Here is a 16259-nt window from a genome sequence, read left to right as displayed (position 1 = left end):
CACGCGATTGCAGAGCGTCTGTTCCCTTCGAATCGCGTGACAAGCACGCTCCCACTTACATCTATTCAAGAATTCTCGCTTCATTGGACAGCCTCCTGAGACAACCGCGCCTATAAGCAGGCGACTCCGAGATATGATCACCCGGAGTCGCCGAACCCAAATCGCCTTGTAGGCGACCATCTGTATCCGGGATCGTTCAACTACCCCAGAACGAACCCGGCATCCTCTGATAATCCCAGAAACGATTCCGCTACCCCTAACGAACCGTTACAAAAACACTTAGTAAAAAAACAGCCTGCACAGGCGACATGACCAGCTTCAGAGGAAGCATGCAATCGCATCCAACCTGTGAGTTTTTCGCTAAATGCTTTCGGGAAAATCAGAGAACACGAAACAACATCTCATCGATGCCTCGTTTCGCAAAGAAATGCGTGGTTAACTCGTCAACAAGCACGACCGCCAGATATCTCCGTCATAGCAAAACGCCTCCCAGGCTCGGGGAGGCGTTACTCGAGGAGTATAACTCTAGCTCAGAGCGCTATCTAGCCGTGCATCGTCCAGCCTTTGGCATAAGGCTTGGAGAGGTACTGGTTCGCGCTCGCAACGTTTGTGATTCTTCCTTTCTTGCCGTCGTAGAGTAAATCCTCGCCCGCTCGGTAGCCGACAAGGCCGAGACACATGGTTTCGATCATGTTCGCGCTGTATTCGAAATTACATGCGGTCTTCGAGGGATCACCTTGCTTACAAGCGTTAGTCCACTGCTTTTGGAAGTTGCCGATCGGCGGGATTTGTTCGCTTTTTTCGCGCGGCTTGTAGTACGAGAGGTCCGCTTTGCTTCCGAACGGATACAGCATACGACTGTTGAAGTCAGCGATGACGAAGCCCCTGTCTCCCTTAAAAAAGGCTCCATGATCTATCTTGTTGAGGTCGATCCATTTTGATGGTGATTTCGGCATCGAACCGCCTTGGTACCAGGTCACGCGGAGTTTGTCGCGCCAGCTGTTTTTTGGAAAAATGAAAGAAGAAGTGAGGTTGACCGGAGTGACGTCCGGATTGAACGCTTCTGGCGATTCGACCTTCACCGACTCTGGAAGATCCGCGTCTATCACGTTCCAGATCAAGTCCATTGTATGGCTGCCCATATCGCCCATCTGCCCGATTCCGAAGTCCCAGTACATGTTCCACTTAAGGCAATTGGCTCCAGGGCGACCGGTGAAGTAACCTGGATTGTATGGATGTTCTGGGGACGGACCGAGCCAAAGTTTCCAATCTAGCCCAGCGGGCGGTTTCCCTTCAGCTGGGAGATAGCCGGGCCTGCGAATCTGGCGGCTTCCCCAGACGTGTACATCCTTCAAGGTTCCGATCGCTCCGTCATGAATCATTTCGCGTAGACGTGCAAAGTTCTCGATCGCGTGGCGCTGCATGCCTACCTGGGTCGCGAGCTTGTTCTTCTTTTTGAGATAGGTCTCCCGAACGATACGCGCTTCCTCTACGGTGATTGCGAGCGGCTTCTCCATGTAGCAGTGGAGGTCACGATTGAGGGCCCAGTTCGAGATGAAGGCGTGGTGGTGGTCTGGAGTGCAGCAGAGAACCGCGTCGAGCCCCTTGTGGTCGATACATTTTCTCCAGTCCGTATAAGCCTTTGCCTTTGGGAATTCCTTCTGCCCGACGGCCATATTGTCCGGATTCACGTCACAGATCGCGACCACGTTTTCGTTGTGGAGTGTCTGGTAGTGGGCTTTGGCGCGCCCGTAGGCTCCGATGAGAGCGATGTTGAGCTTGTTGCTTGCAGATGTCTTGCCGAATAAAGAGCCACTCGGCATCATCATGAAACCAGCCCCTGCTACTGCGCTTTTTTGGATGAAGGTACGGCGACTTGTCGCAGCGTTAGTAGATGGAGTATCTTTCATTGTAGCTATTTCTTTATGTCTTTAAATTTCTAGTACGCGTTTTCTAGGAGCTGCTGGATCGCTTCCTTTTCGGTTCCTTTTGGTCGGCATTCGACCCCGACGTACCCTCGGTAACCGAGATCGTACGCCGCTTTGAGGATCGCTTTGTAGTTGAGCTCGCCCGTGCCTGGTTGATGACGACCTGGCGTATCCGCCAATTGGAGATAGCCGACTTGGTCGATTCCACGCTCAAGATAGGTGATCAAAGCACCCTCGGTCAGCTGCATGTGGTAGAAGTCCCAGTTGATCTTGATCATCGGGGAATTCACTTCGCGGCAGATCTCGACTGCGAGCTGGCTGCCGTTGAGCAGATTGTGACCGTGATTGACCGGGTTAAAGGGTTCGATGATGATCATCACACCTGCTTCTTCGCAAAGTGGGGCCACTCGCTTCAGTGCAGCTGTGTAATTTGCGACCTGATCTTCCTTAGAAAGGCCCTCGGCCCAGCTGTGGCCTACAACGGTCATCTTCTTGACTCCGAGAACCTCCGCTGCCTGTAGAGCGTCCTTTATGCCTTCTTCAAATTCATCGATGTTCTTGCCCGATGTTAGCGACTTTCCCCAAGCGGAGAACTGGATCACTTTCATATCGAGTTCCTTGCACTTGGCCGCAACAGCTGGAACGTCTACTTTGCGGTAGCCCCAGAACTCGATCGCATCGAAGCCATCGGCGTGGGCCTTTTCGATCTTCTCAAGCACGGGAACTTTCTTGCCACCGTACCAAAGCACTAGATTCGCGGCGAACTTTGTCTTCACATCCGACATTTTTAGTTCCTTAGCGCTCGCAGGGAAACTGAAGCTCGCGAACAAAACCGCAGCCAATGCGCTAAAGTATAATGGGGTTCCTACTTTTCTCATATCTATTTCTTCCAGATTTATCTATATGTATGCTTATAAATTCGAGCTCCCAGTCGCCGCTCAATTACCTTGGGCCGGCAAGTTCTCCACCACCAAACGCATGAAAAGAGGAGACTCACCATTCGACACCCGGTGAGTGACTTCATCAAAAGAACCATTCAAAGCGTCAATTTCGGGAGCCACCTCCATGTATATCCAGTTAGCTGATACTAGATCCGTGCTGGTTTGTAGTCGGTAGACAAGGTCCTCGTCCCCGATGCGACGTAGATGCCGTAGAGCAAATGATGTTCCCTCTCTAGTGAGAACGGGCCCAAATCCTGTATCAAAAGGAACGAGCGGATCCCCACTAAACGCATATTCGTACAGGTTTATCCGACCATCGCCATCCGCATCCTCACCTTCCGAGCCGATCCCGTAGCCATTCGCCCAGACTGCGTATCCACTCATTGAATTTCCTCCTTGGGATCTGAGAGCGAAATTGTCCGCAAAGGCCGTTCCCAAGAAGCCCCCATCGCAATAGATATCCAGGGTGATGCTTTTATGGTCTCCGCTGTTGAACAGAATTTCCTCTTCTCGCCAGCCACCCGTCGAACTGCTAACCGTGACTTTCAATTTCTCCCCGCCAACAGTCAGTCTCGCCGTCATCGAACCACTGGTTCCGTTTTCCGGATAATTCATATCAACTGAAAACTTGTAATCCGTGTTCGGCTGGACCATGAGTACCTGTCTCGCTGGCGCGACGGTTCCACTGACATCGACCTTGGAGAATTTCAAAGAATAGCTTTCGTGCGAGGCCGCATCGTCAGTCACTGTCGTCTCACTTGAAGAAGACAGCTCCCACTCGTTTGCATTCCCGGTCTCGAAAGAAGCATTTTCTATGAGATTTGAAACAGGACCGGTTGCCTCAGCAACGATGATCTTGAACAACTGATCCGTACGATCCGTTCCATCGTCTAGTCCCAACTGCACCTCATGAATCCCGATATCACTGTTCGAAGGCACACCGCTCAACACGCCCGTATCGGTATCGAAATTCAGCCAAGCCGGGATTTGGACGCCCACCCACGACAAATCCTCTTCCTCTAGATCATAACCCGTTGCGGCATAGGCATACGTTTTTCCATCCTCCGCAGTTTCGACAGGTGTTGAATTGAAGATGGGTACGGGATTCGTCGAGAGCGTTCCGCCTTCCCCTGGTCCCACCAGATCGGCGAAAAAGGGAAAGTGATCGCAGTTGATATAGCCCCGATTCCCTTCATCGATCTTGGTCTGGATCGCGACATCGAATCGCTGCAGGCCATAGGTATCCAAAGTTCCCTGATCCATGATCAAGGTATTGAAGATGTGCGCATGCTTCACCTCGAGCGCGCTCGATTTCCAAAACATATAATCGATGGTCTTTCGATGAATCGCTTCGGGCTGATACCCACCGGCTGCAATCTCCTCTTCGGTAGTCCCCACGAAGCTCACCCCTCCGGATGTATAGTACCTGTTCGACTCTTCCCACCCCAGATGAGAAGGCCTAATGTTCGTTAGCGGGGTATTGTTCGCTACGTTTTTATAACCGCCGTTATTCTGTTCCCGGGAGTTAAAGTCCCCACACAGCATGATCATAACATCTGCAGGCACCTGGTTTATTTTGCCCGCAACCACATCATTGATGAACTCAGCCGCTCCGGCACTCTGAGTAGCCTGCCCTGTCGACGCGACAACGAAGTGAACATTAACCACTAGCAAATCCTGGTCGCTCAGGGATTCGGGCAAATCAATCAAGGTGGCATGCGTCCGGCCATTTACGCTATCGCTCCAAAGGATGGGATAACGGCTCAAGAGATAGCGTCCGCCCTTCTGAACCGTTCCGGGATCATACTCGTAATCATGAGAAATATGCCAATCAACATCTGTAACCGAATTCATGTGGGCTCTGATGCTCTCCGGCGTTCTTACCTTAAACTCGATTCCAGAGTGAAAGACTTCCTGCAGTGCCCAAATATCGGCATCCATAGCCTTCGCCACTCGCTCGAACTTTTTGACCCTGTTGGGCCGAGTGGAGTCCCATCCGCCATCTTCCTGAGGAAACACCGATCCGTAGTGGATATTGTATGACGCTAAGCGCAGCTTCACGTCCTCCCCCTTGCTCAAAGAAGTAAAATCTCCAGCCCAAAGACTGCCAGCAGCCATCAAAACAGCACAAACGCAGATTAGCTTCATAACAAACACTCCGAAAATTATCTTGAACGTCCACTCTCTCGCAAAGCGTCCAATCGCTTAGCCATCCGTGACGCCACTTCCGGATTTTCATGGAAGAGATTGCGTGTCTCGCCTGGGTCAGATTCCAAGTTGTAGAGTTGAGAATGCAGCTCTTCCTTGCGAATAACTCTCTTCGCGTTCGGGTTTGGCTTTCCCTCGATATACTTCCAAGGCCCCATCCGCAAAGCGAAGTTTCCGTTCGGGCTATGAAGAGCCATAGAATCTCGGATCGGCACCGCGGACTCCTCTTCCAACCAATACGGCAGAACATTCAAGCTATCCTCTGCCACATCTCCCGCTGGAATGGGTTGATCGACCACCTCCGCTAAGGTCGCGAACATGTCAACCAGGCTAAAGGTAGCATCGCTCGCAGCCCCTGCGTCAACTCGTCCTGGCCAACGCACCATAAAGGGAACGCGAAACCCACCTTCGTAAATACTGTGTTTCCTCCCACGCCAGTCTCCATTGCAGAGAAGACCCGCCTGATAGGCCTGGGCCTCGGGTCTGTCCCCTTCAGTCATTAACACTCCGCCATTATCGCTGGTAAAGACGACCAAGGTATCCTCTGCCACTCCCATTCGATCGATAGTATCCAAAATCCTACCTACAGATAGATCGAGCTCATGAATCCAATCGCCATAGTAACCAGCACTGCTGCTGCCTTTGGTTTTATCCGAGGGTGTAAAAGGGAAATGCACCGCCACTGGCGCGAAATATAGAAAGAACGGAGACTTGGAATCTTGCTCCTCTAGCCAAGTGACCGCATCATCGGTCAAGACATCCATCACCTCCTCATCCACGCGCTGCGGAGCGTCTATACCGTAGTACTTCCGCCCGTAGCTCGAATCCTCGATCTCTATTTTCTGGTCGGAACGCAAGCCGACAACCTTGGTGTTCCTCACGTAAACACCAGAAGAGTCGCCATGATTCTGCGGCACCGCAAAGTGATAATCGAAGCCGAGATCCAAAGGCCCCGGACTCAGCTCTTTGGTAAAGTCTAGCTTGCTGCCACTACCGTATCCAAGATGCCACTTCCCGATGGCTGCCGTACGATACCCGGCCCTTTTCATGATCGACGCAATCGTCGGGCGTGATGGATCGATATGCAACGGGTCCAGTGTATTCAATACTCCTGACTTCAGATCTGTACGCCAATCATACCTACCCGTCAGCAATGCGTAGCGCGTAGGAGAGCACACAGAGGAAGGCGTATTCGCATCCGTGAAACGTTTCCCCTCAGCCGCCAAGCGATCGATATTAGGCGTACGCACATGCTTTTCATCCGCCCCATAGCTATTGAGGCACCCATACCCCAAATCATCAGCAAGGATGAAGATGATATTTGGGCGACTCGTCTCGGCGGAGCTTTCTAGCGAAAAGGGTTCAGCCGCGAAAGCCGCAACACACCCAAACATTCCCAATAGAATTCCCAACTGCTTAATTTTCATATCTACCTTCCAAGGTTTGCTTCCCCGTACTTGCCATCCCGCTAGAGCTCCTTAATGCGGATGTTCTTCCAAGCGACCCTGAAAGGCCGCGGGGCCTCTTTCAATGAATGTACCTGCAGGCCGATGTGCCCCTTGGGCTGAGTCGTGTGCCGATCAGACGGCACCATGGTTTCCGTAATCAACACACCATTGAGGTAACTCACAATCTTAGGCCCCTTCGCAACGACCCTGTAACGGTTCCACTCTCCTAAACGAAAATGACGATGGGGAACCCGAGCCTCCTTAGATGTAATCCAACCATCCCAGCCTTGACCATAGACATAGCCTGAAGGTGTCGGTCCGCCATTCTTATTCGCGGTTATTTCGATCTGCGGACCAGCGATCGGGCCATACTTCGCACCCTTGCGTTTAGTTTCCTTCGGCAAAGAGCGGATCTGCACTCCCGAATTCAGTTCTTTGTCGAAGAGCTTAACCTCAAATTCCAATTCAAAATCTGAATACTGTTTCTCCGTGCAAAGGAATGACATCGGGCTATCGCCCCTGAGAGACGTACCCACGATAGAGCCCTCTTCGACAGCATAGGTAACCGTTCCGTTCATTTGCACCCAACCATCCATTGACTCTCCGTCGAAAAGAGACACCCAGCCCTCTTCGGCGTTAAGTTGAAAGCAGAAAAGAAAGGCACAGATGAGAGTGCTCAGGAGTTTTATTCTAATCGATGGGTAATGCATATTCTACATTTTTGGGAAGGATTCTTTCAGCGAATCACCCCTCCGCTCATATAAAAATGTCAGAACCGCTCAGAAGGTAACGGAGAATATTTTTTGCTTACCTAAACAGCAGACTCCTCCCCTTTCGTTACTTCCCACTTCATCCGCACTCGGATGGAGTCAACGTTCTAAACCATTCCCATGTAACGCTCAATTCGTTATGGAGTTTTCCACAAAACTGATATCCGCATTTTTTAGATACATGCTGTACGCACAGCGAATATCTTCGACTACGAATATTCGCTTCCAACCTAATGTCCCTGGGGTATGCCATCGACCTCCTCGGATCGCTCAACGAGTTGCAAAGGAAGCTTCAGGATGAACGTCGATCCTTTGCCAACTTGAGACTCGACGCTTAGATCGCCCCCCATGAGTTGCGATAGTTGTTTGCAAATCGCGAGTCCTAAGCCCACCCCACGACGAGCAGCAAGGTCGTCCACCTGCCGTTTGACGAAAGTTTCGAAAACCAGATCAAGCTCCTTCTCTGGAATCCCTGGACCACTATCCGCGACTCGGAACTCTATCGTATCCGAATTTCGGGATACGCTCAAGCTCACGAAGCCCTCTTCAGTGAACTTGTAGGCATTGGTCATCAGGTTATCGATCACCTGCTTGATGCGCGAACGATCACCCCTCAAAATCAACTCTTCGTCGCGCAGCGCGTTGTCGAGGCGGTGCTCTATCTCCCGATTTTCCTCCCTCAAGGCGAAGGAGGAATACGCATTATCCATGAACTCGTTCAGTGAAAATGCATCGGATTTTATTTTGAGTTGATTCGCCTCGATCAAGGAAAAGTCGAGAATATCGTCGATCAGCGTCAGCAGCGAATTCGAGTTTTCGAGAACCAGCCTAGAATAAAGATCCCGATCCTTCTCCTCGAATCCTCCAGCACTGATCAGGGAAGTAAACCCAGTGATAGCATTGAGGGGCGTTCTGATCTCGTGCGACAGATTAGCAAGGAATTGCGATTTCAAGCGATCGGATTCTTCTGCGTGATCTCTCGCTACAATCAATTCCTTAGTACGGTTTTCGACAATCATCTCCAATTGCTCACGGTGATCCATCAACTCCTTGGTTTTCTCCCTGACAACTGCAGCCAGCCTGGCCCTATCCGCCCTTAGCCGTCTCTCCCGAATGAAGATAAACGCGTAAGCACTCGCACATGCCATGAGTCCGACAAGGGCATAGAACCAATAGCGCTGCCAAAAAGGCGGCGTAATTTCGATAGCGAGGCTCGCTCCCTCTTCGTTCCAAACGCCGTGTCCGTTCGATGCCTTTACTCGAAAAACATAAGACCCAGGACTTAGGTTTCCATAGGATGCGACCCGATGATAAGCGCCAGCATGTATCCATTTTTCGTCTACCCCTTCAAGCCTATAGGCATAGCGATTCTTCCTTGGATTGATAAGATCTATTCCGGAAAACGAGAAGCTGAGCTGGTTTTGCTTCCAGTTTAGAATCAATTCCTCGAGAGCCTGCGGATGCCTATCAATGAGAGGCTCTGGGTCGCGATGGTCCAAAGGCGTTCCGAAAAGAGCAATGCTATCAATCGTGACGGTGGGCGGGGTCTCGCCTGCGCTGAGCTTCTTTGGGTCAAACCCACTGAGTCCATCGAATCCCCCGAAGTAGAGCCACCCCTTCCGCGTTTCCAGAGAAACGTTTTGAGCGTAACGATCCCCCTGAAATCCATCGGTCTTAAAATAGTTGATCCCTTTCCGTTCGTTGGGAAAAAAATGGCATAGCCCTTCAGAGGTACTGACCCAAATTGAATTCTCGCCCATGGCTTGGATAGAATCTATCCACCGACTCGGGAGCCCTTCGCTTTTGCCGTAGCTGCCGATTCGCCTACCACTTCGATCGAAACTGAAAAGGCCATGATCGCGCGTCCCCACGTAGTATGTTTCGGACTCCTCTTCGAACGCTACCGCAGTGGCAACTCCCCTCGTCTCAAGAAAGCGACTCACGCTATTTGAAGTTTCGTCATAGCGGTAGATGCCATCTTCTGCAGTGAGGAGTATCTCACCCAATGAACTTTCAGTGATGTACACCTCTCCCTCGACGCCCCCCAAAGCGAACTTACCGATAAGCTCCAGGTCCTTACTCAACAAGTGCAGCTCGCGGGTCCCTCCTCTAGCATAAATCCAAATCCGCTCTTTTCGGTCGATCTCGATATCCCAAATTTGCCCCGGTCCGTAACGCGTCAATTTTTCCGCCGCCACAAGATCCCGCTGATAACGCCCGTCCACTTCGTCAAAGACAAAAATTCCAGCCCCTCTCGTCACCATCCAAATACGGCCATCGCTGCTTTGATCGATGCCGCGAATTTGCTGACGGGGGAGCGAATCCGGATCCATGGGGTCATGGTTCAGGTTCAGTATTTCTTTCGTATTCGGATCCAGGATACTCATCCCTCCACCCCGCAAGCCAATCAAGATCCGATCTTCACGGTCTTCGAAAATACAGTTTATTTCCGAACTCGAAAGCGAGCGTTTCGGAAAAATCGAATCGTCTCCATAGTTTTCGATAAGCCCTATCGAAGGATAGAAAACATCAACTCCGCTTCTATCATTGCCTAGCCAAAGGATGCCTTGCGGATCTTCATAAAGCGCAAAGAGCGTATTGGAACTCAAACCGTGTTTCCTATTCCTGTCGAAGTCTTGATGCCGAACGAGCTCGCTTTCCTTGTCGAAAAGAACGAGCCCTCCCCTGGAACTGATTAAGAGTTGGCCTTCGGGATATTCCAAAAGGTCATTGGCCGCATTTCGATCGCCTCCCGACCTATCAAGAGCCAGGTCGAAAGGGCGAACGCTTAGGCGATCAGGAAGGAATTGATACAGCCCGGGGTTCAATGGATTCGCATCCGTAATCCAAAGCCCTCCCGATTTATCCATATGGAGTTTCTTCCGAGAGCTTCTTAGACCCGTAAAAATTTCAGATTTCTCAAATCGCCCCTCTTCCGGATAAAACTGAAAAATGTTATCACCGCCCGATAATACCCAAAATCGCCCTTTGCGATCGACAATCGCGCTCGTGGACAGGTCTTGCGTGCGAGGCAGCGTAAAACGATCAAATCGATCCTCTTCAGAATCATATCGATTCAGTGATTGTCGAGTGCGTACCCAAAGCCGCCCATTAGGCTCTTCTAGCAATTGTTGAACGATATTGCTTCCTATGCTGTGTGGATCATTCTCTGTGTGCTGATAACGGGTGAAGGAATCGTATTTTCGGTTGTATCGATTCACTCCATTCTCAGTGGTCACCCACAGCTGCCCATTCGAATCCTCATGTATGTCCGTGATCGAGTTGCCAGACAGCGAATCATCTCTTTCCGGATCATGCTGATACTGTCTAAACGTGTTGCCGTCATAACGCAGCAGACCAATCGCCCCGCCAGCGCTCCCGATCCACAGATACCCCTGGCTATCCCGGTGAAACGCCCTGACCACCCGCATGCCGACTTCCGTCTCAAGGTGCGAAAAGGGGATCTGAGCAAATAACTGCGAAGCACAAGAACTCAGAATTAGCACTAAAAGTAGGGGGTATTTAACCATCAGAGATCCTCCGTAGAATATAGACTAATCAGAGATCGAGAATCTATCCTATGCTAGGAAAACCCGTTGAGCAAACGCACAGGAGTTTCAATCCTGCCCTATCACTCCATCCGCATTCGAATAAACCCCTTCCCCTCCACATCGAGTTCGAACTCGGCCAAATAGGTTTTCTGATCGTCCCACCAGTCTAGCATCGTTGTCTTTGAAGCAGTAACTTCGGTCCAATCCCCGGGCTGCAGGGAGCTCGATCGCTCGAAAACCACGCCACTCGTTGCATCGTCACTCAACCATCCTGCTCGTTCATCGTATTCGATGCGAATGACGACTCTCCCTCCATCCCCACTCACATCGAAGGCATAAACACCAGCCGAATCTTCATTTGGCGAACTTGGTGGCGAAGACAATTGGGTATAGAGAAACTCATTCGGCGTCGGGCGTCGAAAGGAAGTCGCCACGGAATTCATAAATTCAAAATAAGCCTGCCGCAATTCGCGCCCAATTTTCGGATACTCTTCAAGGACATTTTTCTGCTCCGCGATATCTTCCTCCAAATTATAGAGTGCTAAGGATCCGTCGTCGAATTGCCGCAACTTCCATGCTCCCTTTCGCACGGCACCATCGTAATAAGGCGTGTCATCGTCGCACCAAAAGAGGTACTCGTGCACCTCTTTGACCTCTCCACGAATCAAGGGCATGAGGTTCTTTCCGTCCGGCGTATAATCGTAGAACGCGCGCGTGTTCCTCTTGAGAAGTGGATCAGCTTTTAGAACCTCCAACCCCGCGATATCTAGTAGCGTCGGCAGTAGGTCCATCGCGATCACTGGAGCATCCACCCTTTGAGAATTAGCCACCGTCTCCCCTAGATCATTCTGATGAATCCCGTTTTGCTCCTTCAAAAGCTTCGGCCAACTTATCACGAACGGCGTGCGGATTCCACCTTCATAATTGTTACTCTTGTTCCCTCTCAGAGGAGCATTGGAAGCATTCATACCGGTCGCTCCGCCATTGTCTGAGATAAAGATGACGACCGTATTCTCATAAACGCTGTCGTCGTAGCTCCCATCTTGATTCGGGTCTCTCAGACGCTCCATGATCTGACCAATCCCCTTATCAACCCACCGAATCATCGCTAGGGTTACACAGCGTTTGCGAATATCGTCGTCATTCTTAACGGAACTCAGTCCACTACCTCCCGAAAAATAGCGAAAGGCCTCCGGGTCGTTCTTGTATTTTTCATACAGATACAATGGATCGGGAAACCAGTTCGGATCCGGAGTTTTTGCATTGTACCAATCCTCAACGACCTGATCGTTTATCGGCGAAATTGGCTGTCCTTCCTCATCTACAACATGGTAACGTCGATCATCCATACCCAAGCGATCCAGTTGTGAATCGTTCGGATTCATATGATAGGGAACCTGCGAGGGCGAATGAGGAGCATTGTATGGCACATAGCAGAAAAACGGGGTTTCTCCATTCGCTTGCTCTCCGATAAAATTACTAGCCGCTTCCGTTATCCGAACCGTGAGGTAATTCTCCGGAACTCGCTCGCTGTGGATCTCATAGGCAGAACTATTCGCATTCCATCGATCACGTGGGACTTCGGAGGCACTGTCAGCCCCAGATCCCGGATTGCGTCGCGTATCCAATCCCACCGTACGCCGCATGGGGTGATCAGGATCCCCATCTATGTAAATTTCATTTGGATCCCAGTAATCGTGTGATCCACGTCCCATAAAATAGAGGTAGTTGTCGAAACCGCGATTCGCGCAATGCCACGGGCTCCCTCCTATCCAGTTTGGGTCATAGCGATGTCCCGCAACCCGATTCAGAATAGGCCCATCCGCTAGATCGGGTTCTTCGAAATCCGTCCCTGGGATCGCCTTGTAGGCATACCCGGTATTCAGAACAGAACCCGAACCATTTATTAACTTACCATTCCTAAGCTCATACACCTCGTCCACACCAAGGTGCCACTTTCCAAAAACGCCATTGACGTATTGACTATTCAAATTCGTCGATTGCTTGAGGAACTCGGGTAAAATCGGATTAATCCGAGCAAAGTCGATGCCACTACTCGAATAGTCGGGAGTCTCGTAAAGCGGCATCCCTACACCGCCCGCACCCGCGCCATAGATGCCCACTCGCTGCTGATAACGCCCTAACATCAGGCCCGCCCGCGTGGGTGAACAAACATTTCCATTAACGTATCCGTTCGTGAATACGACTCCCTGGTCCGCGAGACGATCAATATTAGGAGTGTGCACTTCAGCGAGAGGGGTACTATCCCAAGCTTCTCCAAGGTAATCTGAAGTACGCATCTCCATCGCGTAGTCCATCGTGAATCCAGCATCCGCATAACCGAGGTCATCCGCGACGATGAGCACGATATTTGGAGTTTTTGCCGCACTCAGCCAAACCACGCCAAAGCCCATCATGGCAATGGATGCCTTCAACAGATTCATCTTAAGAGGAGAGTCGTCGGAATTGTGAGCATCCAGAAGACTGGTCGTATTCAATATTTTTACACAGAGAATTTCGCTCTTACAGGTGCTTCAGGATGAAATCGGCTGCACTGTGATTTATTTCCTGCATCGATGGTTTGATCTCTTTACCGCTAAAGCTGTGTCCGCCATTCTTGACAGTGATTAGCCTGACATCAGCACCGACCTCTTCAGCACGCTCGAGAAAGTAGTGGGAGTGATCGATCGGCAGGACCGTGTCCTGATCGCCGTGCAAAAGAAGAGTCGGCGGAACAGCGTTGGTTAGGTGTTCGGAAGGACTGATCAGAGCAGCAGTCTCTCGCTTCTCTTCGAGCAAGCCGCCGATCATGGGCACCAAACGTTGAGGCTTCTCGAAGTTCGATCCCTTGGAAAGCTCAGGTTTCAAAAACGAGACAGCTGGATAGTACGATACGATACAGCGAAACTCCGGTTCAAACTTCGCCAGGGCCTCATCCCCTGGAAAAAGAGCATTGTCCGCCATTCCAGTCATTAAGGAAAGATGTCCTCCGGCAGATCCACCCCAGACCCCTATTCGGGACGGATCGAGTTGATAACGTTCGGCATGTTTAATCAAAAATCGGGCCGCGTCCTTACAGTCCGTCACACAATCCACCGCAGTCGAAACACCTTTACGGGTCAGTCGGTACTCGATCGACGCCACTGCTACTCCGTTTGCCAAGAGCTCACGTAGAGCCTCCTGAAACGGCGCTCGGAAAACCTTGAACTTATCGCCGCCACCCCAGCCGCCTCCGTGGGTGTAGAGCATGACCGGCATCTTTCCCTTCGGAGGCGCCTCCGGCAGGAAGAGCACCATGTCGAGGGACTCTCCATTTACCGTTTTGTATACGATGTCTCTCTGGCTTCGGAACGCGTCTAGAAGGGCCAAGTCCTTAGCTGACGGACCAGCCTGTTTCGTTCTCCCAGCCAAGGCGACAGAAATGAAGATCAGTGACCAGAAGCAAAAAAGGATCCTATGGGGGTAAGTCATAATCGCTCAACCACACCACGTCTCCCTGGAAACTTACGCTTTATCCACCCGAAACGATCAGGTCGGCCCGTTTTCACCATAAGAATTTGCTCTCAAAAGGAGTAAACTGGGTAAGAAAATGCAACTCCCCCAATCCAACAGAAACTTAATTCGCTACTTCAACCTTTGCACAGCAGCTCTCATTTTGATAGCCGGGAGCAAAGCTGAAGATCCCGCCGCTAAGTCTTACATATTCTGGGGACTGGACATCGACGCCGTATTGAAAGACGGGCAGGCACCGGTCGTCGCAGCGCAGAAAAAACGACTCCTCGCCGACACCTCCAGGGGCGTAAAGAAAATCAAGTACGGCTCAAAGTTTCAATTCACCCCCAAGCCCAGCCACTGCAAACAGCTGGTAGAGATTCAAGATCTCGATCTGAGTTTTGACTACATGAGAAGATACGAGCTTGAGGCGGAAGCGATGGCCGACGTGATGCGACATGAATCACTAACACAAGCCGAAATCGGACGACTAGTCGGACCTTCCGGGAGTCCCGGGCAAGCGAATCAGCAACGAATCGATCGACTCAACGATAGCCAGCAGGAACTCGAAGAGAATGTGCGAGATGCAATCGAAGGAGACGGTTTCGATTCCGATTACTTGATTGATTCCGTCACAGCAAAAATGACGATCACCTCGCCAGTCGACGTGAAGGACGCGTTCTGCGTATTCACGATCCAATACATGGCTCCAACAGATTGGAACTCTACCGAGAACAAAGCAGTCAACTACGGAAAGATCCGGTACATAGGAGATCTGCTGGCAGATACGCCACACAAGGTAAAAACAACGTTCCGAATCCCAGAAGGCTATGCTAGCACCTTCAAACACAAATTCTATCTACTCTCCGGTGAATGCGAGAACCTCGGCACTAACCTGTCTCACGGCCTACACCAAACCACCGCCAAGCAAAAGGCCGGGCAAGAGGGCAAATAGGCAACGCAGACCACCCCAAACAAACAAGAAGCCTCTATGAAGAAAGCCTGGACGATCTCCTTGCTTATCGCTGTCGCCTTTTCATCGACAGCCCACTCTCAGCTATTTTCACGAAAAAAAGCTCGTGTCATCACCAACGCCTGGGCAAGCCCCGAGTTCGTCGAACGACGCATGGCTTCCGACGAAGGCCCCATCCCCATGAGCTACCATTTTTTTCGAGGTGAATTTCACGGCGGATACATCAAGGATAAGAGTCTCGAGCAGTTTCCACTCCAAGAAATCATCGAAACCCTAGCCAATGACATGGAAGCCCAGAACTTCTTCCCAGCCCGATCTCAAGAGGAAGGAGATCTGCTGCTCGTCATACATTGGGGCACCACAGCCGTCGAAGAAGATTTAAGCGAAATGTTCCCTGATGACGGCCTAGGAGCCGGCTACGAGGGAGACTACAACGTGGACGAAACGAGCGAGTACGATACGAGCTACGATAGCGGATCCAGCTCAAACTCCTCCCTCTTTGGTGATGGTATGGACAGCATTCACCGAAACGCCGTTCTCACCGGCATCGACAAAGCCCTCTACAAAAAGGGAATCACCCCGTGGGACGAACAGGATCTCCGCTCGCTCCTTAAAGACGAGCGTTACTTCATCATCCTAGTCGCCTACGATTGGCAAAAATTACTAAAGGAAAAGCAGAAGAAGGTTCACTTTATCACCCGCTTCAGCCTCCCCTCGATCGGCACGAACTTCGCCAAAGCGGTCCCGTCCTTAAGCCGAGCTGCCATCCCCCACATCGGCACCAACCTCGACGATCTCGACAAAACCAAAACTCAACTCGGCTGGGGCAAGGCAACCGTCGGCGAGCTGGAGGTCGTAGGTCAAATCGACGAAGAGGAACTCGAAGAAATCAGAAAGCCAAAGCAGAAGGATAAATAGTCGAGAACCTCATGGGAGATTCGGCCGCTC

Annotated in this window: 10 protein-coding genes; 2 read left to right on the top strand and 8 right to left on the bottom strand. The window is 51.1% G+C overall.

Annotated features, from left to right (window positions below; translation table 11 throughout):
• Positions 1-542 precede the first annotated feature (542 nt).
• The 8 genes from JIN87_RS19295 to JIN87_RS19260 form a co-directional block, all read right to left on the bottom strand.
• Entirely contained in the window at positions 543-1910 is a 1368-nt protein-coding gene (locus JIN87_RS19295) for a Gfo/Idh/MocA family oxidoreductase (RefSeq protein WP_200357252.1), read from the bottom strand.
• A 29-nt stretch (positions 1911-1939) separates the two neighbouring features.
• Complete coding sequence (locus JIN87_RS19290; protein ID WP_200357251.1) at positions 1940-2806, bottom strand: hydroxypyruvate isomerase family protein; 867 nt, start codon at positions 2804-2806, stop codon at positions 1940-1942.
• A 60-nt stretch (positions 2807-2866) separates the two neighbouring features.
• Complete coding sequence (locus JIN87_RS19285; RefSeq protein WP_200357250.1) at positions 2867-5017, bottom strand: endonuclease/exonuclease/phosphatase family protein; 2151 nt, start codon at positions 5015-5017, stop codon at positions 2867-2869.
• 17 nt (positions 5018-5034) lie between these two features.
• Complete coding sequence (locus tag JIN87_RS19280) at positions 5035-6504, bottom strand: sulfatase family protein (RefSeq protein ID WP_200357249.1); 1470 nt, start codon at positions 6502-6504, stop codon at positions 5035-5037.
• A 41-nt stretch (positions 6505-6545) separates the two neighbouring features.
• Entirely contained in the window at positions 6546-7235 is a 690-nt protein-coding gene (locus tag JIN87_RS19275; RefSeq protein WP_200357248.1) for a 3-keto-disaccharide hydrolase, read from the bottom strand.
• Between the two features lie 290 nt (positions 7236-7525).
• Positions 7526-10801: an ATP-binding protein gene (locus tag JIN87_RS19270; RefSeq protein WP_200357247.1), complete on the bottom strand. Its 3276-nt coding sequence runs from the start codon at positions 10799-10801 to the stop codon at positions 7526-7528.
• 125 nt (positions 10802-10926) lie between these two features.
• A complete protein-coding gene (locus JIN87_RS19265; protein ID WP_200357246.1) occupies positions 10927-13290 on the bottom strand; it encodes a sulfatase-like hydrolase/transferase in 2364 nt (787 codons plus the stop codon).
• A 79-nt stretch (positions 13291-13369) separates the two neighbouring features.
• Positions 13370-14317 (bottom strand): prolyl oligopeptidase family serine peptidase, encoded by a 948-nt coding sequence (locus JIN87_RS19260; RefSeq protein WP_200357245.1) that lies wholly within the window; start codon positions 14315-14317, stop codon positions 13370-13372.
• A gap of 118 nt (positions 14318-14435) precedes the next feature.
• Between JIN87_RS19260 and JIN87_RS19255 the strand changes: the two genes are divergently transcribed.
• Entirely contained in the window at positions 14436-15293 is an 858-nt protein-coding gene (locus JIN87_RS19255; protein ID WP_200357244.1) for a hypothetical protein, read from the top strand.
• 36 nt (positions 15294-15329) lie between these two features.
• Entirely contained in the window at positions 15330-16229 is a 900-nt protein-coding gene (locus JIN87_RS19250) for a hypothetical protein (protein ID WP_200357243.1), read from the top strand.
• Positions 16230-16259 lie beyond the last annotated feature (30 nt).

Origin of the sequence: Pelagicoccus mobilis (genome assembly GCF_016595505.1) — a bacterium.
In the GTDB taxonomy this organism is placed as follows: Bacteria; Verrucomicrobiota; Verrucomicrobiia; order Opitutales; family Opitutaceae; genus Pelagicoccus; species Pelagicoccus mobilis.
Note: the sequence above shows the minus strand (reverse complement) of the source record. Positions and strands in the feature narration are given on the sequence as shown.

Excerpts from the sequence above, each read along its gene's own strand:
- JIN87_RS19295 (WP_200357252.1), bottom strand. The coding sequence starts at position 1,910 with ATGAAAGATACTCCATCTACTAACGCTGCGACAAGTCGCCGTACCTTC.
- JIN87_RS19290 (WP_200357251.1), bottom strand. The coding sequence starts at position 2,806 with ATGAGAAAAGTAGGAACCCCATTATACTTTAGCGCATTGGCTGCGGTT.
- JIN87_RS19250 (WP_200357243.1), top strand. The coding sequence starts at position 15,330 with ATGAAGAAAGCCTGGACGATCTCCTTGCTTATCGCTGTCGCCTTTTCA.
- JIN87_RS19265 (WP_200357246.1), bottom strand. The coding sequence starts at position 13,290 with ATGAATCTGTTGAAGGCATCCATTGCCATGATGGGCTTTGGCGTGGTT.
- JIN87_RS19260 (WP_200357245.1), bottom strand. The coding sequence starts at position 14,317 with ATGACTTACCCCCATAGGATCCTTTTTTGCTTCTGGTCACTGATCTTC.
- JIN87_RS19255 (WP_200357244.1), top strand. The coding sequence starts at position 14,436 with ATGCAACTCCCCCAATCCAACAGAAACTTAATTCGCTACTTCAACCTT.
- JIN87_RS19280 (WP_200357249.1), bottom strand. The coding sequence starts at position 6,504 with ATGAAAATTAAGCAGTTGGGAATTCTATTGGGAATGTTTGGGTGTGTT.
- JIN87_RS19275 (WP_200357248.1), bottom strand. The coding sequence starts at position 7,235 with ATGCATTACCCATCGATTAGAATAAAACTCCTGAGCACTCTCATCTGT.
- JIN87_RS19285 (WP_200357250.1), bottom strand. The coding sequence starts at position 5,017 with ATGAAGCTAATCTGCGTTTGTGCTGTTTTGATGGCTGCTGGCAGTCTT.